The organism is Arthrobacter sp. Y3221159 (assembly GCF_059089885.1).
Map to the genome: position 1 here is coordinate 188,639 of NZ_JBNHFC010000002.1, position 19,878 is coordinate 208,516.

General features: G+C 65.0%; 23 protein-coding genes and 1 pseudogene. 10 read left to right on the forward strand and 14 right to left on the reverse strand.

Annotation, left to right across the window (positions count from 1 at the left end; translation table 11 throughout):
- Positions 1 to 6 precede the first annotated feature (6 nt).
- Positions 7 to 840 carry a response regulator transcription factor gene (locus AC5RT3_RS03235; RefSeq protein WP_494123475.1) on the reverse strand — a complete coding sequence of 278 codons (834 nt, stop codon included), beginning with the start codon at positions 838 to 840 and terminating at the stop codon, positions 7 to 9.
- A 342-nt stretch (positions 841 to 1,182) separates the two neighbouring features.
- Here AC5RT3_RS03235 and AC5RT3_RS03240 point away from each other — a divergent pair, with 342 nt between their 5' ends.
- Positions 1,183 to 2,274: a glycoside hydrolase family 16 protein gene (locus tag AC5RT3_RS03240; RefSeq protein ID WP_494053277.1), complete on the forward strand. Its 1,092-nt coding sequence runs from the start codon at positions 1,183 to 1,185 to the stop codon at positions 2,272 to 2,274.
- Positions 2,275 to 2,380: 106 nt separating this feature from the next.
- On the opposite strand, the gene AC5RT3_RS03245 is transcribed toward AC5RT3_RS03240, so the two are convergent.
- The 4 genes and pseudogenes from AC5RT3_RS03245 to AC5RT3_RS03260 form a co-directional block, all read right to left on the reverse strand.
- Positions 2,381 to 2,545, reverse strand: coding sequence for a hypothetical protein (locus tag AC5RT3_RS03245; protein ID WP_494053276.1), 165 nt, complete (start codon positions 2,543 to 2,545; stop codon positions 2,381 to 2,383).
- A gap of 4 nt (positions 2,546 to 2,549) precedes the next feature.
- Positions 2,550 to 3,662, reverse strand: coding sequence for a glycosyltransferase family 2 protein (locus AC5RT3_RS03250; RefSeq protein ID WP_494123476.1), 1,113 nt, complete (start codon positions 3,660 to 3,662; stop codon positions 2,550 to 2,552).
- A gap of 407 nt (positions 3,663 to 4,069) precedes the next feature.
- A complete protein-coding gene (locus AC5RT3_RS03255; RefSeq protein WP_494123477.1) occupies positions 4,070 to 4,534 on the reverse strand; it encodes a pyridoxamine 5'-phosphate oxidase family protein in 465 nt (154 codons plus the stop codon).
- A 70-nt stretch (positions 4,535 to 4,604) separates the two neighbouring features.
- Positions 4,605 to 4,815, reverse strand: a pseudogene (locus AC5RT3_RS03260) (ZIP family zinc transporter); the annotation flags it as partial.
- A 105-nt stretch (positions 4,816 to 4,920) separates the two neighbouring features.
- On the opposite strand from AC5RT3_RS03260, the gene AC5RT3_RS03265 reads away from it, so the two are divergent.
- A complete protein-coding gene (locus AC5RT3_RS03265; protein ID WP_494123478.1) occupies positions 4,921 to 5,397 on the forward strand; it encodes a sensor histidine kinase in 477 nt (158 codons plus the stop codon).
- 75 nt (positions 5,398 to 5,472) lie between these two features.
- Here the strand turns inward: AC5RT3_RS03265 and AC5RT3_RS03270 are convergent, their stop codons facing one another.
- Positions 5,473 to 6,084, reverse strand: a complete 612-nt coding sequence (locus AC5RT3_RS03270) for an NADPH-dependent FMN reductase (RefSeq protein WP_494053272.1) — start codon at positions 6,082 to 6,084, stop codon at positions 5,473 to 5,475.
- A gap of 269 nt (positions 6,085 to 6,353) precedes the next feature.
- Here AC5RT3_RS03270 and AC5RT3_RS03275 point away from each other — a divergent pair, with 269 nt between their 5' ends.
- Both AC5RT3_RS03275 and AC5RT3_RS03280 read left to right on the forward strand, forming a co-directional pair.
- Positions 6,354 to 6,497 (forward strand): hypothetical protein, encoded by a 144-nt coding sequence (locus AC5RT3_RS03275; RefSeq protein WP_494123479.1) that lies wholly within the window; start codon positions 6,354 to 6,356, stop codon positions 6,495 to 6,497.
- A 191-nt stretch (positions 6,498 to 6,688) separates the two neighbouring features.
- Complete coding sequence (locus AC5RT3_RS03280; RefSeq protein WP_494123480.1) at positions 6,689 to 7,627, forward strand: SRPBCC family protein; 939 nt, start codon at positions 6,689 to 6,691, stop codon at positions 7,625 to 7,627.
- Positions 7,628 to 7,728: 101 nt separating this feature from the next.
- Here the strand turns inward: AC5RT3_RS03280 and AC5RT3_RS03285 are convergent, their stop codons facing one another.
- A complete protein-coding gene (locus AC5RT3_RS03285; RefSeq protein ID WP_494123481.1) occupies positions 7,729 to 9,726 on the reverse strand; it encodes a rhamnogalacturonan lyase in 1,998 nt (665 codons plus the stop codon).
- Between the two features lie 216 nt (positions 9,727 to 9,942).
- Positions 9,943 to 10,437: an Lrp/AsnC family transcriptional regulator gene (locus AC5RT3_RS03290; protein ID WP_494123482.1), complete on the reverse strand. Its 495-nt coding sequence runs from the start codon at positions 10,435 to 10,437 to the stop codon at positions 9,943 to 9,945.
- Between the two features lie 92 nt (positions 10,438 to 10,529).
- Here AC5RT3_RS03290 and AC5RT3_RS03295 point away from each other — a divergent pair, with 92 nt between their 5' ends.
- Positions 10,530 to 11,624, forward strand: coding sequence for a histidinol-phosphate transaminase (locus tag AC5RT3_RS03295; protein ID WP_494123483.1), 1,095 nt, complete (start codon positions 10,530 to 10,532; stop codon positions 11,622 to 11,624).
- 11 nt (positions 11,625 to 11,635) lie between these two features.
- Entirely contained in the window at positions 11,636 to 12,310 is a 675-nt protein-coding gene (locus AC5RT3_RS03300; RefSeq protein WP_494123484.1) for a YitT family protein, read from the forward strand.
- Between the two features lie 19 nt (positions 12,311 to 12,329).
- Here AC5RT3_RS03300 and AC5RT3_RS03305 read toward each other — a convergent pair whose 3' ends face one another.
- The gene (locus AC5RT3_RS03305; RefSeq protein ID WP_494123485.1) at positions 12,330 to 13,286 is read right to left on the reverse strand and encodes a YncE family protein; all 957 of its coding nucleotides are present in this window, start codon (positions 13,284 to 13,286) and stop codon (positions 12,330 to 12,332) included.
- 151 nt (positions 13,287 to 13,437) lie between these two features.
- Here AC5RT3_RS03305 and AC5RT3_RS03310 point away from each other — a divergent pair, with 151 nt between their 5' ends.
- Positions 13,438 to 13,776 carry a hypothetical protein gene (locus AC5RT3_RS03310; RefSeq protein WP_494053264.1) on the forward strand — a complete coding sequence of 113 codons (339 nt, stop codon included), beginning with the start codon at positions 13,438 to 13,440 and terminating at the stop codon, positions 13,774 to 13,776.
- A gap of 32 nt (positions 13,777 to 13,808) precedes the next feature.
- On the opposite strand, the gene AC5RT3_RS03315 is transcribed toward AC5RT3_RS03310, so the two are convergent.
- Both AC5RT3_RS03315 and AC5RT3_RS03320 read right to left on the reverse strand, forming a co-directional pair.
- Positions 13,809 to 14,741, reverse strand: a complete 933-nt coding sequence (locus AC5RT3_RS03315; RefSeq protein WP_494123486.1) for a threonine/serine dehydratase — start codon at positions 14,739 to 14,741, stop codon at positions 13,809 to 13,811.
- A 1-nt stretch (position 14,742) separates the two neighbouring features.
- Entirely contained in the window at positions 14,743 to 15,015 is a 273-nt protein-coding gene (locus tag AC5RT3_RS03320; protein ID WP_494053262.1) for a hypothetical protein, read from the reverse strand.
- 213 nt (positions 15,016 to 15,228) lie between these two features.
- On the opposite strand from AC5RT3_RS03320, the gene AC5RT3_RS03325 reads away from it, so the two are divergent.
- A complete protein-coding gene (locus AC5RT3_RS03325) occupies positions 15,229 to 15,825 on the forward strand; it encodes a dTMP kinase (RefSeq protein WP_494053261.1) in 597 nt (198 codons plus the stop codon).
- Positions 15,826 to 15,908: 83 nt separating this feature from the next.
- Here AC5RT3_RS03325 and AC5RT3_RS03330 read toward each other — a convergent pair whose 3' ends face one another.
- Positions 15,909 to 16,739: a hypothetical protein gene (locus AC5RT3_RS03330; RefSeq protein ID WP_494053260.1), complete on the reverse strand. Its 831-nt coding sequence runs from the start codon at positions 16,737 to 16,739 to the stop codon at positions 15,909 to 15,911.
- A 183-nt stretch (positions 16,740 to 16,922) separates the two neighbouring features.
- Between AC5RT3_RS03330 and AC5RT3_RS03335 the strand changes: the two genes are divergently transcribed.
- A complete protein-coding gene (locus tag AC5RT3_RS03335; RefSeq protein ID WP_494053259.1) occupies positions 16,923 to 17,672 on the forward strand; it encodes a GntR family transcriptional regulator in 750 nt (249 codons plus the stop codon).
- A gap of 12 nt (positions 17,673 to 17,684) precedes the next feature.
- On the opposite strand, the gene AC5RT3_RS03340 is transcribed toward AC5RT3_RS03335, so the two are convergent.
- Positions 17,685 to 18,143, reverse strand: coding sequence for a PTS sugar transporter subunit IIA (locus AC5RT3_RS03340; RefSeq protein ID WP_494053258.1), 459 nt, complete (start codon positions 18,141 to 18,143; stop codon positions 17,685 to 17,687).
- A complete protein-coding gene (locus tag AC5RT3_RS03345; RefSeq protein ID WP_494053257.1) occupies positions 18,143 to 18,373 on the reverse strand; it encodes a PTS sugar transporter subunit IIB in 231 nt (76 codons plus the stop codon). The genes AC5RT3_RS03340 and AC5RT3_RS03345 overlap by 1 nt, the downstream gene beginning before the upstream one ends.
- Positions 18,374 to 18,604: 231 nt before the next feature.
- On the opposite strand from AC5RT3_RS03345, the gene AC5RT3_RS03350 reads away from it, so the two are divergent.
- The gene (locus tag AC5RT3_RS03350) at positions 18,605 to 19,855 is read left to right on the forward strand and encodes a PTS transporter subunit EIIC (RefSeq protein WP_494053256.1); all 1,251 of its coding nucleotides are present in this window, start codon (positions 18,605 to 18,607) and stop codon (positions 19,853 to 19,855) included.
- The last annotated feature ends 23 nt before the right edge of the window (positions 19,856 to 19,878 follow it).

Consider the following 19,878-nt stretch of genomic DNA (forward strand, 5'->3'; position numbering starts at 1 on the left):
GGGGAATTACTGCGTCATGCGGTAGCCGACACCGCGGACCGTCTCCACCCAGCGAGGATGCCGTGAACTGTCCCCCAGCCGCTTCCTAAGGTTGCCCACATGCACCTCCACTGCACGCTCCTCGCCCGCACTGACGAAGGAGTTTGTGCTGTAGGGCTCGTTCCGGAGCCTCCGGACCAGGTCGGCCTTGGTCTGGACTGTCCGCCCGTTCTCCATCAGGACCAACAGGATGTCGAACTGCGTGCGCGTCAGGTCCACGGGGACCCCCTCAATGGCCGCCTGCCGTGAATCCTCGTGCACAGTGAGCCCGCGGTGGGCGAAATCGCAGCAACCCGGTACTTCCTGTTGCTCCGGCGGCGCTCCCCCTACCCGCCGATCATGCGGGGCTGCCCCGCCGCCGGCGTCCGTTGAATCCCGCCGGTGCCACTGCCCGTGACCCGGTGAGCCGTCAGCCGGAGCAGTGGGCAATGTCCGGGGGCGGCGGAGCATGGCACCGATCCGCGCCCTAAGCTCCCGCGGCCGGAAGGGCTTGGTGAGGTAGTCGTCGGCCCCCGCCTCGAATCCCATCAGCGCATCCGCTTCGTCGGTACGGCTGGTGACGATGATGAGGTAGGCATCGCTAAAGGTCCGGATCCGCCGGGAGGCCTCCAGCCCGTCAAAATCAGGAAGGCCAACATCCATAGTGACAATGTCCGGCTTGTGTTCCCATACGGCTTCGACACCCGCAGAGCCGGACGATGTCGAATGGACGGCAAAACCGGATTGCAGCAGCACCTCGGTCAGGATGTCCCGGACGTCGTCATCGTCCTCAACCACTACGGCGACGCCGCGCTCCACCATCCATGCCCCCTCAAGCCTTATCCGCTTCCGCCCATCGCGCTGCAAACTTGCTGGCGCAATGCACTAAGTGTTCGGAGACGGAAGCAAAAAGGATGCCCCTGGTCCTAATTCTCGGGAAGCCCTCATGACATTACCCAAAGAATTGGATACACACCCATTCCCCAACCGGTAGTGCGCATTTCTTGAGATTAGGTTGAGTATTGCGTTTTGCTTGAGGTTGCTTTTCCGCAAGAATTCGGGTCGCAAAACTATTGCCTTTTTACGTTGCGGAGACAGAAGATCAAGCTGTGCTCAATGGGGGCGCAAATTGCTCGCTGGGAGCAACTGATAAGGGGCGTTTGCATGGCTTGTTTTCGCTTTTCTCTCCACCATCCCTCGAGCCGGGGCAAATCCCTGGCCATGCTCGCGGCCGGAGTCCTGGCCATGATGGCCAGCTTCACGCCGGCCCAGGCCGCGGATACCACTCCTCTCGATCCCAATCCCGGGCCGGCCGGCAACTTCTCCTGGAAGGGCTTCAACTGGGAAAAACGCTTCTGGGGCGGGGCGCCGCAATACAACAAACTGTTTGCGGCCGCCAATGTCAGCAACCCGGATGCGAACGGACACGTTACCCTCAGCCTCACAAATCCGAGCGGTGATGCCCCCGTTGGCGCGGAGTTCCAGTCCACCAGGCAAGGATTTGGCTATGGCACCTACAGCACCGTGGTGGAAAAGGACCTCACAACCCTTCAGAAGGAAGTGGTGTGGGGATGCCTCTTCACTTACGATCCCCTGGCCGAGCCTGGATACAACGAGATCGACCTGTGCGAGGCCTCCGCGTGGGGCGGCGGGGCCGCCTATGGGGAGTCCTGGCCTGTGACCCAGGGCCACGGGTACTGGTTTGATGCCAGCAAACCCCCAGGGGAAGGAAACAACACCACGGTCTTTGGCGTAACATCCAGCCCCGTCAACACCCACCGAATGGTGTGGGAGCCCGGCCGGCTTACGTTCGACACCTTCCAGGGGGAAGGCTTCGCTGGAACCCTGCTGAAGAGGACAGTCCTGGAAGGGCCAACGGTACCAATTCCGGCTAAGGAACAGATCCACTTCAACCTCTGGGTGACCGGCGGGGGCGGAGGCGATCCCGCCCACGTCAAGCCGGAGAGCGTGGTAATTCGCGACTTTTCCTTTGTGCCTGCCGCAGCCGCCGCGCCGGCCCAGCCGGTTTCCGCAATCACGCTGAGCGCCTCCACCACCAAGACCAAGTCGGTCAGCTCCACCACCTTGAAGTGGACGGGAGCAACGGGGAGCAGTGTGACGCTGTGGATCAACGGCACCCGGAAAACCATCCCGAACACCGGAAGCGTCGTCAACACCATCAAGGGCGGGAGCACCATCGCCTATAAGGTTTGCGACACTGCCGGGTGCTCGAATGTGGTCAACGTGGTGACCTGACACTTGCCAGGGCGGAGCCCGGCCATGAAGAATGCAGCGTGCACGTTGACCGCTGCATTCTTCGTTGGAACGTGGTTGGCCGCAGGTGGAGCCATCCGGCCGCCTGTTAGGACTTGGTTCCGCGCACGGGGACGATCCGCCTGACGGCAAGCCCCAGGGCCAGAAGGGCAAATGCGGCGAGCGCAAGCCAGAAGAGGTCACCCGCCCCGGTCATGGCGAGGGTTCCGGAACCGGCCCCCGCGGCGGCAGGTACTGCTGGGTTGTTGTACATGGAGTTACCAGGCTTTCTTTTTGTTAAAGGCTGCATCTGCATATGCCTTCGCGTGGACTGCCTGCAGGAACAGGTCAATCACAAGTTCGTACATGGTGGCTGCTGCGAGCATGTATCTCCATCCCCGCAGCCGCACTGTCACCACCCGCTCGATCACGAAGACACCGGTCACGGCGAGCCAGAACGGCTGGATGTGCAGCCCCTCCCCCGTGGCCAGTGCCAATGCCACCGTGCTGACGTAGGCGATGGTTACGGCCACGCCCACTAACGACAGGAACTGCCTGCCCCAGTAGGGCCGGGTCACCCTGGTCCAGCCGTATTGGACGCAGTTCTCCACCGCCCCACGCTTCCAGCGCAGTCGCTGCGCCCACAGTTCACGCCAGGTGGGCATCACCTCCGTCACCAGGGTGCAGTCAGCGGGCGAACGTATGCGGTACTTGAGGGTCAACAGGGCAAAGGACAACTCGTTGTCCTCTGTGAGGACCGAGGTATCGTAAACGCCTCCGCGGCCATTCCCTGGCGGAAGGGTGCCATCGAGCCTTGCCGCCACCACATCCCGGAGAGTGCGGGCCCGGAACAGCGCAGCAGTTCCCGTTACCACCAGGCATCTGCCGTGGAGGCGCCGCACGTCCCTGGCATAGCGTGCATATTCATTCCGCTGGAGATGCCCCACAAACCCGCCGCCTCCCGCTCCGGTGAAAACACCGCCCACAGCACCAAGCCGTGAATCAGCCTGCAGGTGGGCCACAGAGCGCTCAATGAAGTCCCGGGACAACTGGGAATCGGCGTCCTGGATCAATATCAGGTCCTCGGGAGCCGCATGGGGCAGAAGTCCTGCGAGAACGAAGTTCAGGGCACCCGCTTTTTTATCCGCGTTCCCCACGGTCCGGACTACCTCCCCACCGGAAGCCGCAGCGATTTCCACAGTGCCGTCCGTGCAGTTGTCCGCCACCACAATGACCCGGTCCGGACTGCGCGTCTGGTCCCGCAAGGAGGCCAGGGTATCTGCAATTCCAGCAGCTTCATTATGTGCAGGAATTATGACAGTAATCACAATTCCGGACCGCCCGCACGAGACCTTAAGCGGTGCGCCAGCGGCATTTGCGATGGACGCCACACTTTCTTCACAATCCCCCCAAGAGACACTTCTGCAATGGATCTCGAGTCTTCCAAGGAGACCGCAAAGGATCGGCATAAAAGCGGAAATTAAGGGGCAAGCTTCAGTCAAGAAAAACGCACGATCTTGAGGTGCGGAAAATGAGCCGTTGAGGTAGGAGAATTAGCCCAATCGGGGGCCACAGCAAACGCCGAACCAAGCAGCTACCGCTTCGACTTCGGGAACGGTCCCGTTGAGCGCGGTTACACCGGAGTCAGCGCGGCGGGCAGGCTGCCCGCGGCTTCCGCAATGACGGCCAGCGCCCGCATGGTCGCCGGGGACCTCACCCGGCAGGGCCTGCTCTAGCTATCGCGACGGCGGGAAGCAGCACATTCCCGTGCCCCGCCGTCGTACCGGCCCAGGCGCCGTCACTCCCAGTCTGAAGTGAAATCCAGGGGCGGCCACCAGCGCGTCCGCGAATGGACGGCGAACCGGCGCCCGGTGACCTCGGTGGGATTGATGCGGATCAGATGCTCCTTGAGGCTCGGCTCCCAGGGTTCGCGGTCCGGATCGGCCAGTTCCAGGGGCAGGGAGCCGTTTTCCACGGGCGAGGGAACGCCTTTGACGACGACGCTCCACACCTCCGTCCCGTAGACGTTGAGCGCATCCGTTTCCAGCGCCACCGGATTCCCCGTAAGCATCGACCGAAGTTTCGTTCCGGGGGCGGTCCGCAGATACAGCGCCCTTTCCGCGGGAACGAAGTTCACCGGGAAGATCTCCGGCGTGCTCCCGTTGATGACTGCCAGCCTCCCGATGTAGGAGGAGCCCAGGAGCTTCCAGCATTCCTCGACGGTCAGGACTTCGGTTGCCGATTCCGGCTGAGGGGTTCCCATGGGCGAGATTCTAGGTCTCCGGCACAAGTGGAGGGTAGGGCCTTGGGTCCCCCGGTCCCGCCCCCCCCGCCTAACCGCCGATGTGGTGGACCGTGAAAGCGGTCAGGAAGCCCACGGAGGCCGTCAGGCCGGTCAGGTTGTGGTGCTCCTCGAACGCCTCCGGGATCATCGTGTCCGCCAGCATGGCCAGGATTCCCCCGGCAGCCACGGCGGTGATGAAGGCCACCACGCCGCCCGGCGCATTTCTCCAGAGCTGCGCAGCCCACCAGCGAGGCCACGCCGCGCCCAGAATTGATGGGATCTTGACCCAATCCTTGCGGACCCCTGAAGTTGCGGGTCCACGCTGGAGGCATTGGACCAAACCAGCTTGTGGGGAGCAGGAAGTCATGGGAGACAAGACAGCTTTTGAGGGCGACGTCACCACCGAGGGAGGCGTGCTGACGGACCAGCATCCGCTCGATTTCCACGCTTTGGGACTGGCCGGCTGCATTGACCGGCTGACCGGACCCCTCCGCCGGAGGGGGACCGCCGTCTGCTGGGATACTCCGCACTGGGGCATCGAGATCCCGTCGGACTGCGCCGCCCTCCTCTACCAGTCGGCCCGCGAGGCGCTCAGCAATGCATATAAGTACTCCGGGGCGTCCCACCTCACCGTCCGGCTTGCCGCGGTGGACCACGGCATCCGCCTGGTAGTGGCCGACGACGGCACCGGCTTTGACAGCCGCCGCGCCACGCGCGGGCGGCACCACGGCTATGGGCTGCGCCTTATGTCGGTGGCCGTCCGGGAAGCCGGTGGCTGCGTGGACATCAGTTCCAGCCCGGGGCACGGCACCAAAGTGACCGTAACCCTGCCGCTGGACTGACACCCAGCGCACACGGACTCGGAGGCCGCCATACTGGGACGGCGCGCCTCCGCATGCCCGGCTCCGATATTGCTTCTAGCGGGTCAGCTTGGCCTCGTCGGTTTCCAGGTCGCCGATGTGGCCCGGTGCGTTGGCTGCCAGGACGCGCGCAACGAACGCGGCGTACTCGTCCATGTAGTGGCGCAGGAACCTGGCAGTATCCTCCTTCTTCACCTCGCCGTCCTCGCCGAAAACAGCGGCGTCGTAATGGATGTAGGCCTCGGGGGCGTTCAGCTGCGGCGCATCCAGGAAGCTGAGGACGCTGCGGAAGGAGGACTGCATGACGGCAGTACCGATGCTGCCCACGGAGGCGCCGATGATGCCGGTGGGCTTGCGGGCAAACGAGTTGCTGCCCCAGGGCCGGGAGCCCCAGTCGATGGCGTTCTTCAGTGCACCGGGGATGGACCGGTTGTACTCAGGGGATACGAACAAGATGCCGTCCGACGCCTCGATGGCCTCCTTGAGGGCACGGGCTGCGGGCGGGAAGTCGGCGTCGTAGTCGTAGCTGTAGAGCGGGAGGTCCCCGATGGGGATCTCCGTGAACTCCAGGTCCTCCGGCGCGAGCTTGATCAGCGCCTTGGAAAGGGTCCGGTTGATCGAGCCTGTTGCCAGGCTTCCCACGAAATATCCGATCTTGAACGGTGCCATGAGTGTTCCTTCCGAGGGCCGGGCGGCGCCGGCCTTCCATGTTCTTTCGAAAAGGTGCCGTCCGTCTTCCTGCGAAACTGGCGGCGCTGGTTGGTGCCACTGCACCCAACAGTCCAGCACAGATGGACCGTGCCGGCCAGAGCCCCTGGCTTACCCGGTGATGTCCTTGACAGGCCGCGGCCGGGAGCGCTGAATGATCTGTAGCGCAACCCCGGTTTTCGTGGCGTCCCGCCGCCTTCCCTGTTCGCCTTCCAAGGAGCACACCAGCCATGACGGAATATCCACTGGACGAGCGAGTCCACACCGAAGCACCCGCCGAGGGCGATCCGGACGCGGACGTCACGGAGATCCGCGTACATTCCCAGGATCCGGCAGAAGGGGCCGACGAGCCCGCCCCGCCGGCGTCCAAGTAGGCGGCGGCCCATCCCGGCCGCCTCCCCGCGGCCGGGCTTTGGCATGCCCGACGGCGGCACCCGGCCAGGGGCCGCCGTCGTCCGTTCCGATTTCCGTGCTCTGGATATGGACGAGCCCAAAAGGTATGTTGGTAAGCATGCTGATGATTTTTCCGGGTCATCAGTTCCGGTGACAAAGCGAAGGAGACGTTATGAGCACGAAGGTGGAAAAACGCATTCTGGTGAACGTACCGGTGAGCACGGCTTACAACCAGTGGACCCAGTTCGAGGAGTTCCCGCATTTCATGGGCGGCATCAAGAGCGTCACGCAGCTGGCCGATGACCGGCTGGAATGGGTGGCCGAAATCGGTGGCGTCCGCCGGCAGTGGGAAGCGAAGATCCTGGAGCAGGTCCCGGACCGCAAGGTGGCCTGGGCTGCCACCGAAGGTGCCACGAACGCAGGCGTGGTGGAGTTCGAGGACGTAGGCGGCGGGCAGACGTCCGTGCGGCTGACGATTGATTACGAGCCCGAGGGACTGATCGAGAAGGTGGGCGACAAGCTCAACGTCGTTGACCGCCAGGCCGAGGCCGACCTGCAGCGTTTCAAGGAATTCATCGAGGACGAAGGCTACGCGAGCGGCGCCTGGCGCGGCACGGTCAACCCCGGCGCCACGGTAGGAACGCCCGGCGTGGAAGACGCGGCAGCATCCCGCGGCGATTCCGGCAAGGCCGGTGTTTCGGGCAAGGTGGCCGCCGGACTGGGCGTTGCGGCAGCAGCCGGTGCCGCTGCCGCCATGGCTGCCGGGGGCAACAAGGGCGAGACTGCAGCTGCGGACGAAACGGTAACTCCAGCCACTACCGGGGAGCCGGCCACCGTCACGCCCCTGACGACGGATACCACCACTACGGGCACGGATACGGCAACAACGGGTACGACGGCGGCCGCCGGCTCCACCGGTTCAGTCGCCGACCTTGGTGGTGATGACCGGATCGGTCACCCCTTCGACCAAACGAACGGCCTGGTGGACACCACCGGCGAGTCCGACGAGACCATCGAGGGCGAAAACCTAAGCGCGGGCGAGCGGCGCGATGACGACCGGCGTCCCGACGGCGGCCTGCCGCCTATTGGCGGCAACCTCGGCCAGCACTGACCGCGAGGACGGCACGCCGTCGCACATCTCCTAACCAAGCGCCGCCCGCCTCTTCCGCGAGGCGGGCGGCGCTTTGCCGTTCTTGTGCGGCCTTGCGCTGGCTACTTCTGAGTGCCTGCGTAGGTGACGGACGGCAATTCAGGGGTCTCCATGCCTACACCGATGAAGAAGCTGGGGTGCGGCGGCTGGTTGTAGGACACGTTCTGGTTAGCCACGCCGGTCCGGTACATGGGGTCGTGCATTAGGGTGCGGAGCCGCACCTCGGTGGGTGCGGTGCTGGTGTAGATCCGCAGTTCCGTGCTGTCCGACGACGGGAACACAAGTTCCTCACGCCAGTCACCCAGGAGATCCGCCTGGAGGGACGGGTTGCCCTTGGTGTGGTTGTTGGTCCGGGCGCCGGTGGCGGTCAGCAGCCTGTCGCTGGACTCAGTTTCCCAGTTCCATTTGGAGACGGTGGGCACGCCTACGCCGGCAACGGCGTCGAAGTCGTGGTCCACGATCTCGCGAAGCAGGTCGCCGTCCCACCAGGCCATAAAGTTGGCGGCAGGGATCTTGTTCGCGATCAGCTCGCCCTTGGCGGAGCGCAGCTGGCCAACCGGCGAGTTCCAGGCGCCGTCGCCGCCTACAGCCCAACTCTCGGAGCCCGGGAAGCGGGGATCGATATCTCCGGTCGCGCCGCGGCCGGTATCCCGCGTGGCGGGGATGCTCCAGAGGATTTCACCGGTGGCGGCGTCACGGAAAGTGGCTCCGCGGTTGCCGCTCTGGCTCATGCTCTCGTGGACGGCGAAGGTCTCAAGGCCCGGACGGGACGGATCGAGGTTGCCCGTGTGGATGGCGTCGCCGTGGCCCAGCTTGGTGTTGTACAGCGGTTTGCCGTCATCGTCGATGGTCATGGAGCCGAAGACGAACTCGTCCTTGCCGTCCTGGTCCACGTCCGCAACGGAGAGGTTGTGGTTGCCCTGGCCCCTGTACTCCGCGCCCGCAGTGTCCGAATCAAATGTCCATCGCTTCACCAGCTTGCCGTCCACCAGGTCATAGGTGACCAGGACGGTCCGGGTGTAGTAACCGCGGCTGAACATCAGGGACGGCTTCTCCCCGTCAAGGTAGGCTACGCCGGCCAGGAAGCGGTCCACGCGGTTGCCGTAGCCGTCGCCCCACGCGGAGACATTGCCGCGGGGCGGGTCGTAGGGGACGGTGTCCATGATGGTACCGGTGGCGCCGTTGAACACAGTGAGGAATTCCGGGCCGGACAGGATGTAACCGCCGCTGTTGCGGTGGTCGGCTGCAGGGTCACCGATGACCGTGCCTGCGGCGTCCCTGGTGCCGTCAGCGGTCTTGAAGGAAACCTCGGCCTTGCCGTCCCCGTCAAAGTCGTATGCAAGCAGTTGGGTGTAGTGGGCGCCGGCGCGGATGTTGTGGCCGAGGTCGATGCGCCACAGCTTGGTGCCGTCCATCTTGTAGGCATCCACGTACACATTGCCCGTGTAGCCGGATCTTGAGTTGTCCTGCGCATTGGAGGGGTTCCAGAGCTGGATGATCTCGTAGCTGCCGTCGCCGTCCAGGTCCGCCACGGTGGCGTCGTTGGCGGTGTAGGTGTAGGGCTTTCCATCCTTGCTGACGCTGTCGGCCGGCTTGTCCAGCTTGATGGACAGGTAGTTCTGCTCGAGCGGGGTGAATTCCGCACTGAGCTTGTCCTGGCCGTTGCCGTTACCCACGGTCTTAATGACGTACTTGGAGGTTGCGGTTCCGGCCGGGTCGACATAGGTGGTGGTGTCCCGGATGGGCTCTTGGGTGATCTGTACGGCGTCGCGGATCACGTGGAACCCGATGCTGTCTTTGTCCAGGCCGAGCATGCGCCAGCCCAGCGTGACGCCCTGACCCGTCAACACCGCAACGGGTGCGCGGTCCAGGTTTTCCACCTGGCGCTTGAGCTTCGTTGATGCGGCCTTTGCCTGGCCGGGGGTGGGCTGGCCGGGCTCCGCCTGGGCAAGCGGTACACCGGTAAAGGCCAGCGCCGCCGCTGTCAGTGCAGCTGCGGGGGCGGCCTTCCAGGCACGGCCCGCGCGGGATGGATAGGAACACTTCGAGGGAAAAGCCAAAGAACATCTCCTTTGATGCGGCGGCAGCTGAGTCTGCCGCACGACAGTTTGGAACGTTTCATGTGCCCCGAAAATTACCTCTTCACCAAATTCAATGGAAGGGGTTTGAGGTCGGGGAAAACGCTTTCTGCCCTTCAGGTTTATCAGTGGCTTCACAGGTCGGTCAAGAGCTATTCCGATACTTTGTGGGAGAAATTGTTCTTTTATCTCCTCGTTCTAGTCTTCGCCGACCTTGTAGCCCGCCACCGACTGCAGCAATGGCACGGTCCTCGTCGGCATGACCTCCACCAGCGACATGGCCGTGCTGGTGCGGACGACGCCGGCAATCGCCAGCATCGCATTGGTCACCCGGTGGAGGTCGGCCGGGTCCTTCGCCGCCACTTTGGCCAGCAGGTCGGCATCGCCCGTGGTGGCGTGCATCTCGATGATTTCCGGGATGGTCCGCAGTGCGGCAGTTGCTTCATCGCTTGAGGATTGGCTGATGGAGATCGAGATGAAGGCGGTCAGCGGCAACCCCAGCGCCTCCGTCCTGACCCGCTGGCTGAAAGGCGCCAGACTTCCGTCATTAACCAGGCGGCGCAGCCGGGCATGGACCGTGTTCCGGGCAACCCCCAGCGTCCGGGAGAGCGAGAGGACCGTCGCCTGCGGGTCGTCGTCGAGTGTGAGGAGGATCTCGGCGTCAAGAGCATCAAGAAGGTGCATACTGAGCATTTTGCCACTCCATCCTGCTGGCAAGGCTGGATCTGTCCTGCAGCAAGCAGCTGTGTTGCGCATACGCACGCCGCTGCCCCACGATGCTTTGCATGACCAGCACCCTTCCCGACACTGCCGCTCCCGGGCTGCGCGCCGCCGTCGCAAACCTCCCCGCGTACGTTGCCGGTAAAAGCGCAGAGTCTGAACTGACTGCCGCCCTGGCTTCAAACGAAAGCCACTTTGCTCCGCTGCCGTCCGTCGTCGAGGTTGTTACTGCCGAAGCCGGCCGGATCAACCGGTACCCCAACATGGGCGCGGTGGACGCCCGGGAAGCCATTGCGCGGCACCACGGAGTGTCCCCGGAGGAAATCGCCGCCGGCCCCGGCAGCTCAGGCGTCCTGCAGCAGATCATCACCGCGGTCTGCGATGCCGGGGACGAAGTAGTCTTCGCGTGGCGGTCCTTCGAGGCGTACCCCATCCTTGTCACCGTGGCCGGCGCCGTACCTGTCCCAATCCCGCTGCTGGACAACGAACAGCACGATCTCGCGGCCATGGCCGCCGCCATCACGGACCGCACCCGCCTGGTGATCCTCTGCTCCCCCAACAACCCGACGGGCGTCTCCATTGACGGCGGCGCACTGCAGGACTTCCTGAAGTCCGTGCCGTCCACGGTCCTGGTGGTGCTGGACGAGGCCTACATCGAGTACCAGCGCGGGCCGGGCCTGGACTCGCTGGAGTTCTACCGGCGCTACCCCAACCTGTGCATCCTGCGCACCTTTTCCAAGGCCTACGGCCTCGCCGGACTGCGGATCGGCTATGCCATCGCCCGCCCGTCCGTGGCTGAAGGACTCCGCCGGACCGCCATTCCCTTCGGCGTCAACCGGATGGCCCAGGCCGCGGCCGCCGCATCGCTGGCCGCAGTCGATGAACTTCGTGCACGAACCGACGCCGTGGCACAGGAACGCACCCGGGTCATCGCCGCCCTTCGCAGCTTCGGCTGGGACGTCCCGGACAGCCAGGCCAACTTCTACTGGCTCCGCGCCTCCGACGAGCTGCGGGAAGAGCTGCTCGCAGCCCTGGCAGACGCGGATATCCTCGCCCGCGGTTACGCGGGCGACGGCGTCCGCGTCACCCTGGCGGACAAAGAAACCAACAGCCGCGTCCTCGCTGTCCTGGCAGACCGCAAACGGTTTGCCGTCCGGTGAGTACCGCCACCATGCCCCCCGCAGACGTTCGCGGTGCCGAGCCGGCCACTGCGGAAGGAACCACAACGGCGGCGCCCGCCACGCCGCCGTCGGCCGTCCGCCATTCCCTGCTCGAGGATGTCCTGGGCTTCCTCACTGGAACCTTCGCCGCTTCACTGGGCCTGTACCTGCTCAAGTCCAGCGAGGCCGTCACCGGCGGCACGGCCGGCCTGGCCCTGCTGCTGAGCTACACCCTGCCGTTGCCGTTCGGCGTGATCTTCTTCGGGGTGAACCTGCCGTTCTTTGGCCTGGCGGTATGGAAGAAGGGCTGGAACTTCGCGCTGCGCACCGGCGCGGCAATCGCCCTGGTCTCGGCCATGGCAAGCCTGCACCCCTGGGCCCTGGGGCCGCTGGTGATCGACCCCGTCTATGGGGTGCTGGGCGGAAACCTGCTGGCCGGCGTCGGGCTGCTCATCCTGTTCCGGCATAAGTCCAGCCTGGGCGGCTTCAGCATCCTGGCGCTGCTGCTGCAGGAGAAGCTGAAGTGGCGGGCCGGATATGTGCAGATGGTGCTGGACGTGGCCATCGTGCTGGCGGCGCTGGTACTGGTGCCACCGTTGATGGTGCTGCTGTCCGCCGTCGGCGCCACGCTGCTGAACCTTATCCTCGCCCTGAACCACCGCCCCGGACGCTACCTCGGAAAGTAGACGCCGGGAGGGCTGCTGGTTAGGGGCCTGACTCGTACCGGTCATCCTGGCCGTGCTGCCGTGCAGGGACCAGGACCACTTCGTGTAGATCCGCTGCCGGCTCGTCGAACTTGGCGTTGACTGCCGCCAGCGTGTTCCCAAACAGTGCCGCCGTTGTGGGAATCTGGAAGCTGTCGCTCGTGATGACGTCCCTGACCTCGCCCGAGGACAGGTCGTGGTTGAGCTTGACCCGGCTGACCTGGTTGAGGAAATTCTGCACCACCCACACGGTCTTGCCGCGGGCGACGATGCCGTCCGCATTAGGAAGCTTTTCGGTGGCAATCAACGCGCTCTGCCCGGTGTCGGGGTCCACTGTGAAAAGGGCCTGCTTGGCGGAATGGGCCACGATCAGCACCCGGCCACCCTTTACGGACGTGATGCCGTTCAGGTTGAACGCACCCGGCAGTTCGGCGGCCGGGCCCAGCAGCGGCAGCGCGGTGACAGTTCCCGACTTCCCGTCCCGGCTTACCTGCAACTGGTAAAGCTCCCCACGTGCGGAGTTGGTGAACCAGGCCCCGTCCCTGGTGAGGGTGACGTCATTGATGAAGCCCGGCGCCAAAGCGAATTCCCCTACAGCCTCCTTTGTCTTCGTGTTGTACACGAAGGCCTTGCCGGTGCTGCCGCCCGCCACGAAGAGCAGGTTGGTGCGGACATCGAACTTCATGCCTACCGCCTGCCGGTCGGCTGGCGCATCGATGAATCGTGTGGCCTTAGGCTCCCGGATGTCCTCCTTGAAGATGTCCCCGGTTTCCAGCTCCCCTGCATAGAAAGTAGTCCCCCGTCCCGCTGCGATGCCCTCGGCGGAGGTGGCGCCGTCGAGCACGATGACATTGTCTCCCGGGGAGTCGCCGGCGGAGGCGGGAACGGCGGTGGGGAGGACGAGGGCCATTAGAGCGATGAACCCGATGACTGCACGGCGTTGTACTGTTCGGCGCATAATGATTCCTGATCTGGATTTTTGCGCGGGGCCCTCTGCGGCAGCTCCACACGATGGTGTAGCCAGTTTAAGTACGGCAGTTGGGCCCGCCAAGGCATCGGAGCCCCCATTCTGCTTACAATCGAAACCTCTATTGACTACTGAGGGATCCATGAAGAAATTCGCCACAGTCCTGTTCGCCGCCGGCCTGGTTGCTTCGGCTACAGCCTGCTCCGCCTCCCACCAACTGTCCACCGCAGAAACCTGCGAGCGGATCCAGTCCGTTGTGTCGAACCCCGCCAACAGCGCCGGCAAGACGGGCATGAACCGGCTGGCAAACCAGATCCGCCCCATCCACGCCGTCGCTTCCGACGACCTGAAGCCGGCCCTCGCCTCGATCATCGAGTACACGGACGAGCAGGCGAAGGAAACGCCGGACGAGGCCAAGCTCGCCGAGCTCCAGGCCGATTACGAGGAAGCCGGCAGCACCTACAGCCAGTTCTGCAGCTAAATACCCTCCGCGAACCGGGCCCGGCCGCCCGGCTACAGGCTGGCCGGGTCCGTATTGGCGCCGCAGAGGATCACTGCCACGCGCTCGTCCCGGTGGGGCACGTAGGCGCCACTGGTGAGGGCCGCGTAGGCGGCCGCGGCACCCTGCTCCACCACTATCCGGTAGGTGTTCCAGAGCTGAGTTCGGGCTGCAACAATATGGTGATCGGACACCAGGACGCTTTCGACGCCGGTGCGGACCGCCACGGAGAAGCCGATGTCACCGACGCGGCGGGCTCCCAGCGAGTCCGCCGCGACGCCGGACACCGCCACGTCCACCGGCTCTCCCGCGGCAAGGGCGGTATGCAGGGTAGGTGCGCCGTGCGGTTCCACAGCCACGACTTTTGCGTGGCCTTCCACGGCGGCCGCAACGCCTGCCATGAGTCCGCCGCCGCCGACAGCCACCAGGACGGTTTCGACGCCGGGCACCTGTTCCAGCAGTTCCGTGCCAACGGTTCCTGCGCCCGCTGCGATTTCGGGCTGGTCGTAGGCGTGGCAGTATACGGCGCCGGTGTCCCGGGCGTATGCCACCGCCGCCTGGTAGGCCTCGGCATATTCCGCACCGCCCTGGACCACGGTGGCGCCGATGGCCTTGAGCTTTTGGACTTTGACTTCCGGCGCTGCGGAGGGAACGAACACCGTGGCGGGGACGCCGAGCTGGGCTGCCGCGTAGGCGTTGGCGAGGCCCGCGTTCCCGCCGGAGGCCACCACCACGCCCACATCGGGCCGGAGTTCACCGCGTTCCTTGCTGGCCAGGATCCGGTTCAGCGCACCCCGGGCCTTGAAGGTCCCGGTGTGCTGCATGAACTCGCATTTGAACCAGGCCTGTCCGGGAAACGCGCCCCGGTCGGCCGCCATAACGGGCGTCAGGCGGGTGAGGCCGGCGGTCCGGTCCGCAGCCCGGTCAACGTGGGCACGGGTGATCACGTCAGACTTCGTCGTCCCAGGTTCCGGACTCCTCCAGGGCTTCCTCGGGCTTGTTTTCCTGCCCGGGATCGCCGCTGCCGACGTACGACGCCGGGACGGTACCGCCGGGATGGGCCTGCTGCTCTTCACGGATGTTGGATGCGCCGGGCAGTTCGGGGTGCAGGCCGCTTTGCGGAGCTTCCTTCCCCTGTCCAGGGACGGTCTTGGCTTCGTCAGGGTCACCGAGGCCGCGAAGGTCTGCGTCGTTCAGGGGCTCGTTATTGGATGTGGTCATGGTCCTGCCTTTCACCGTGGGAAAGCCGCTGCTTCCGGCCGTACTGGCCCGGCCGCTTTCCAGCCTACGTTTTCAGGGGCGTGATCGCATGGAAGTGTGGATCCTGTGGTTGGTCGGCAAACCTGTGAAAAAGGGCCCGTTAGCTGGGAATTTCACTTCAAGCGGGACTTCCCGGGAACCGGGGGCGTTTAACCCATGGCAGAAGGAGGCCACGTGATCATTGTTCTTACCGGAATCGACGGTTCCGGCAAGTCCACGGCTGCCGCTGCCCTGGTGTCGTACGTCGAAGCACACGGCGGCAAGGCCGTGCTGCTGAACAACCATGCCGGACGGCGAACCATGTCCGTCCTGTCCGCCAGGACGGGGATCCGCCTTCCCAAGCGCCTGGCCGAGGCCCTGGAAACCACCTTCCGGGTGTGGAACGTGCTGGTTTCCCATCTGAGGGCAAGCCGCTTTGAGGGACTGGTGGTCATGGACCGCCACCTGTACTGCCAGCTGGCACTTCGGACCACCAAGGCCCTGCCACGCGGCCGCTTCCTGCCCTGGCTGCTGAAGGCACTTCCGGCGCCTGACGCCGTCGTCCATTTTGATATTGACCCCGGCGAGGCGCACCGGCGCATTGTTGCCCGCGGGACGGATGACGAGACGCTGGAGGACCTCATCGCGTTCCGGGACGCCTACGCTGCGCTGCCGGAATACAAGGACTTCGTGAAGGTTGACGCTTCCGTGCCGCCTGCGGAGCTGGCCCGGCAACTGGAGCAGCTCATTATGAGAGGGCAGCATCTGCCCGCTCCGCCGGTCGGCGCCTAGATCCTGGATCCGCAAGAACAGCGAAGGGCGGGCAGGACCAACTGGTCCTGCCCGCCCTTGCTGTCGAATGGGCGACTACCGGATCAGCGTGACGCTGTCGGCGAAGCCGTGGACTCGCTGTCTTCGGTCTCCGTGGCCATCGGGGAGGCTGTGTCCTCCGGCGAGGCCGTGGACGTAGCAGTCGAAGTGGACGTGGCGGTGGAGGTGGACGTCGGGCTGGAGGTGGCGCCGCCGCCGTCGGCCTGCTCAAGCACTTCGTTAATGAGGTCCTCAAGCTCCTTCTGGTCCGCGTCGCCCAGCTCGGCGCCGCTCTTGGTGGCGACCACCAGCAGCCGCCCCTCCGCAGCAGAGACCTGCATCAGCTTCTGCTGGTTCTCGCCGCTGCGGCTGCTGAGGGTGGCGAAGGTTTCCTGGGCATCCGTCTCGGCCTGCAGCTCCTCACTGGAGACCTCGTAGCTCTGGCCCAGGGCCTCAACCTTGAAGGTGGCGCACTGGTCCATCTTGCCCTTGATGTCCGTGAGGACCTGCTCGGCGTCCTCCCCTTCACCGCTGGACTGTGCGGACAGGGTGCGGGGCTGGTTGCCTTCGGAGATCGCGACGGCCACCTCGCCGTTCTCCACGGTGTCCAGCAGGCCGGCGGTGGCAATGTCCTTGCAGTCTTCAGGGTCCACCGTTGCGGTGCTCAGCAGCAGGTTGGCGATGTTCCCGCCCTGGTCCACCTGCTCCTTCGAGTAGAGCTTCAGCTCGTTGCCGTCGGCGTCGGTCTTGCCGGAGATGAGGTCGCGCAGCTCATCTTCCGTGTAGACCTTCTCTTCCTCGGTAGGGGAGGGTGACGCCGTCGTGGTCGCAGTGGGGCTGGCCGCGCCGCCTCCTCCGCCCGTGCAGCCGGCCAGGGCCAGCATTGCCGCAGTCATCAATCCAAGAGCCGGAACTTTACGCATGTGTACATCCCCTTCGAAATAGAAAGCATGCTTAGTGTTTTCCACCATAGACGGTCCTGCGTGCAGAGGGAAATAACGGGCGGATAACTTTGGCAGTGTGGAATAATCCGAGGTAGTGGTCCGCACCGGACCGCTCCACAGATCAGAGGGGCAACAGTGTCCGCCATAACTACCGGCACCGAGGCGGGGAGGGCGGCCATCAACAACTCCCAGGTCCCCAAGCATGAGCAGCTCCGGCTGATCATCCTGCGGCTGGCCAAGGAGCAGTTGGGGCCCGGCGCCCGGCTTCCCAGCGAGCGGACCCTCATGGACTCCTACGGCGTCAGCCGCATCACCGTCCGCGCGGCGATCGGCCGCCTGGTGAACGAAGGGCATCTGGTCCGCGTTCCGGCCAAGGGAACGTTCGTGGCGGACTCCCCCGTCCAGTCCACGCTGCACCTGGCGTCCTTCACGCAGGAAATGGAGGCCATGGGCCACGTCCCCAGCACCGTGGTGCTGGTGGCGGAGTCAGCCGCCGCGCCCGACCACACCGCGGAGGCGCTCAGCCTCCCGCGGGGGTCCGAAGCCATCCACCTGCGCCGGCTCCGCCTGGCCGACGGCCGCCCGGTAAGCGTCGACGACGCGTGGTACAATCCGGAGCACGCCGCCGGACTGCTGGACATCGACCTGACCGGCTCGGTCTACAAGGCCCTGGCTGCCCAGTTCGGCCACCAGATCGACCGGGCACGCCAAAGCGTCCGGTCCGAGGGCGCCCCCGCGGATGTGGGGGCGCTTCTCGGCACCGGAACGGGTGCGCCGGTCCTGGCCTTCGACCGGATTTCCTATTCGGGCGCCCTGGCGATTGAGCATTCGCGCTCCTGGTACCGCTCCGACCGCTACTCGCTCAACATGGAAGTCCGGCTCTAGGCCGTACATCCTTCAGTCCAGCGAAAACAGGCTGGCGCCCGCCGCCACGGCACCTTCCGCCAGCAGCGTTGCCGTGTCCGGCTTCGTGTCGAGTACGACGACGGGACTCACCATCGAATAACCGGCCGCCAGTGCGGGGGCCGGGTCCACATGCATGACGGGTTCGCCGGCCGCGACGGTGTCGCCCTGGGCGACCAGCAGCTTGAAGCCGTCGCCCTTGAGCTTCACGGTGTCGATGCCCACGTGCGTCAGCACGCCGCGGCCCGACTCGCCCACCACAACAAAGGCGTGCGGCAGAAGCTTGACCACCTTTCCCGCCAGGGGGGACACGACGTCGAACGCGTCACCGGCCGGCGGTTCAACGGCCGCGCCGGAACCCACCATCTGCCCCGCGAACACGGGATCGGGAACGTCTGGCAGCTGCACCACTGCCCCGCTGATGGGGGCAAGGACCAGCATCGACTCCGCCACTAGAGGAGGTCCTCGATGTCTTCGGCCAGGGAGTCGGCCTCAGGACCAACGATCACCTGGACTGCGGTGCCGGCGGTGAGCACGCCGTGGGCCCCAGCGGCTTTCAAGGAGGCTTCGTTCACCAGTGATCCATCCTTTACCTCGGTCCGGAGGCGGGTGATGCAGGCTTCCACCTCAAGGATGTTGGCGGCGCCGCCCAGGCCTTCAATGATCTTTTCTGCTTTGGACATTGCTGCCCTTTCTGACGGTGCCCGCGTGGAGCACTTCTTCAGCACCGGACCGGCGGCCCGGTGGGACCTATTCTGGCTTCCTCCCCATCGAACCAACAGCCCTGGCGGTGTTCTCCGCCGATCTTGACAGCCGGTCGTGGGATCAATCACACTAAACTGGTCATAACCAGACAGTACCGGCTGTAACCGTCACTTCACAAGCCCCGATCCCCAACCCGCAGAGGTGTACCCATGTCAACATCCGAGACCACGGCCTTGGCGCCGGAGAAGAAGCCAAACCGCGCCTTCGCCACCCTCCAGCGGCTGGGCCGCTGCCTGATGCTTCCCATCGCCGTCCTGCCCGCGGCGGGCCTGCTGCTGCGCATCGGGCAGCCGGACCTGCTGGGCGCCATTCCCGGATTCGAAGGCGGCGCCGCCGTCATCTCGGCCGCCGGCAACGCGGTGTTCACCTGGCTGCCGCTGATCTTCGCCGTCGGCATCGCCATCGGCTGGGCAAAGAAGTCCGACGGCTCCACCGCACTGGCCGCCGTGGTGGGTTACATGGTGATCGACGGCGTCTTCAAGGCCATGTCACCGCTGGTCCTGGCAGGGCAGGTGGATCCCGCCGGCAAGCAGGCCCTGATCAACTACGGCGTACTGGCCGGCATCGTGGTGGGCCTGCTCTCCGCCGGCCTATGGCAACGGTTCTACCGCACCAAGCTGCCCGACTTCCTGGGCTTCTTCAGCGGCCGCCGCCTGGTGCCCATCCTGACGTCCGTCACCAGCCTGGTTGTCGGCGTCGTGCTTGCCCTCTTCTACCCGCTCTTCAACGCCGGCCTCTCCGCAGCGGGCCAGGCCGTGGCCGGAAACCCGGAACTCGGCGGCGGCATCTACGGCTTCGCCAACCGCATGCTCCTCCCGGCAGGACTGCACCACATCCTCAACTCCGGCCTCTGGTTCCTGATCGGTGACTACACGGACGCCTCCGGCCAGCTGGTCCGCGGCGACCTCAACCGCTTCTTTGCCGGCGACCCCGCGGCAGGCGTCTTCATGACCGGTTTCTTCCCCATCATGATGTTCGGCCTGCCCGCGGCTGCCCTTGCCATGTGGCGACACGCCAAGCCCTCGCAGAAGAAGATCGTGGGCGGCATCATGCTCTCCACCGCGCTCACCGCATTCTTCACAGGCATCACCGAACCGCTCGAGTACGCGTTCATGTTCGTCGCCTTCCCCCTCTACATCGTGCACGCAGTGCTGACCGGCACGTCAATGGCCCTGGTCAACGCCCTGGACATCCATCACGGCTTCACCTTCTCGGCGGGGTTGATCGACTTCGTCCTCAACTTCGGGAAATCGCAGAACGGCTGGATGCTCATCCCCATCGGGTTGGGTTACGCGGTGATCTACTACTTCCTGTTCTCCTTCGTCATCAAGCGCTGGAACCTGCGCACCCCCGGCCGTGAGGACGACGAAGTCACGGTGGACACCGACGCCGCCAAGTAAGTCCCCCCGCTCCGTTCACCAAC

What these genes read in the sequence shown, in the direction of transcription:
- AC5RT3_RS03275 (WP_494123479.1), top strand. Translation starts at nt 6,354, where the DNA reads ATGACGGAATATCCACTGGACGAGCGAGTCCACACCGAAGCACCCGCC.
- AC5RT3_RS03345 (WP_494053257.1), bottom strand. Translation starts at nt 18,373, where the DNA reads ATGTCCAAAGCAGAAAAGATCATTGAAGGCCTGGGCGGCGCCGCCAAC.
- AC5RT3_RS03270 (WP_494053272.1), bottom strand. Translation starts at nt 6,084, where the DNA reads ATGGCACCGTTCAAGATCGGATATTTCGTGGGAAGCCTGGCAACAGGC.
- AC5RT3_RS03310 (WP_494053264.1), top strand. Translation starts at nt 13,438, where the DNA reads ATGAAGAAATTCGCCACAGTCCTGTTCGCCGCCGGCCTGGTTGCTTCG.
- AC5RT3_RS03235 (WP_494123475.1), bottom strand. Translation starts at nt 840, where the DNA reads ATGGTGGAGCGCGGCGTCGCCGTAGTGGTTGAGGACGATGACGACGTC.
- AC5RT3_RS03255 (WP_494123477.1), bottom strand. Translation starts at nt 4,534, where the DNA reads ATGGGAACCCCTCAGCCGGAATCGGCAACCGAAGTCCTGACCGTCGAG.
- AC5RT3_RS03290 (WP_494123482.1), bottom strand. Translation starts at nt 10,437, where the DNA reads ATGCTCAGTATGCACCTTCTTGATGCTCTTGACGCCGAGATCCTCCTC.
- AC5RT3_RS03245 (WP_494053276.1), bottom strand. Translation starts at nt 2,545, where the DNA reads ATGTACAACAACCCAGCAGTACCTGCCGCCGCGGGGGCCGGTTCCGGA.
- AC5RT3_RS03320 (WP_494053262.1), bottom strand. Translation starts at nt 15,015, where the DNA reads ATGACCACATCCAATAACGAGCCCCTGAACGACGCAGACCTTCGCGGC.
- AC5RT3_RS03295 (WP_494123483.1), top strand. Translation starts at nt 10,530, where the DNA reads ATGACCAGCACCCTTCCCGACACTGCCGCTCCCGGGCTGCGCGCCGCC.
- AC5RT3_RS03280 (WP_494123480.1), top strand. Translation starts at nt 6,689, where the DNA reads ATGAGCACGAAGGTGGAAAAACGCATTCTGGTGAACGTACCGGTGAGC.
- AC5RT3_RS03265 (WP_494123478.1), top strand. Translation starts at nt 4,921, where the DNA reads ATGGGAGACAAGACAGCTTTTGAGGGCGACGTCACCACCGAGGGAGGC.
- AC5RT3_RS03305 (WP_494123485.1), bottom strand. Translation starts at nt 13,286, where the DNA reads ATGCGCCGAACAGTACAACGCCGTGCAGTCATCGGGTTCATCGCTCTA.
- AC5RT3_RS03300 (WP_494123484.1), top strand. Translation starts at nt 11,636, where the DNA reads ATGCCCCCCGCAGACGTTCGCGGTGCCGAGCCGGCCACTGCGGAAGGA.
- AC5RT3_RS03240 (WP_494053277.1), top strand. Translation starts at nt 1,183, where the DNA reads ATGGCTTGTTTTCGCTTTTCTCTCCACCATCCCTCGAGCCGGGGCAAA.
- AC5RT3_RS03330 (WP_494053260.1), bottom strand. Translation starts at nt 16,739, where the DNA reads ATGACTGCGGCAATGCTGGCCCTGGCCGGCTGCACGGGCGGAGGAGGC.
- AC5RT3_RS03350 (WP_494053256.1), top strand. Translation starts at nt 18,605, where the DNA reads ATGTCAACATCCGAGACCACGGCCTTGGCGCCGGAGAAGAAGCCAAAC.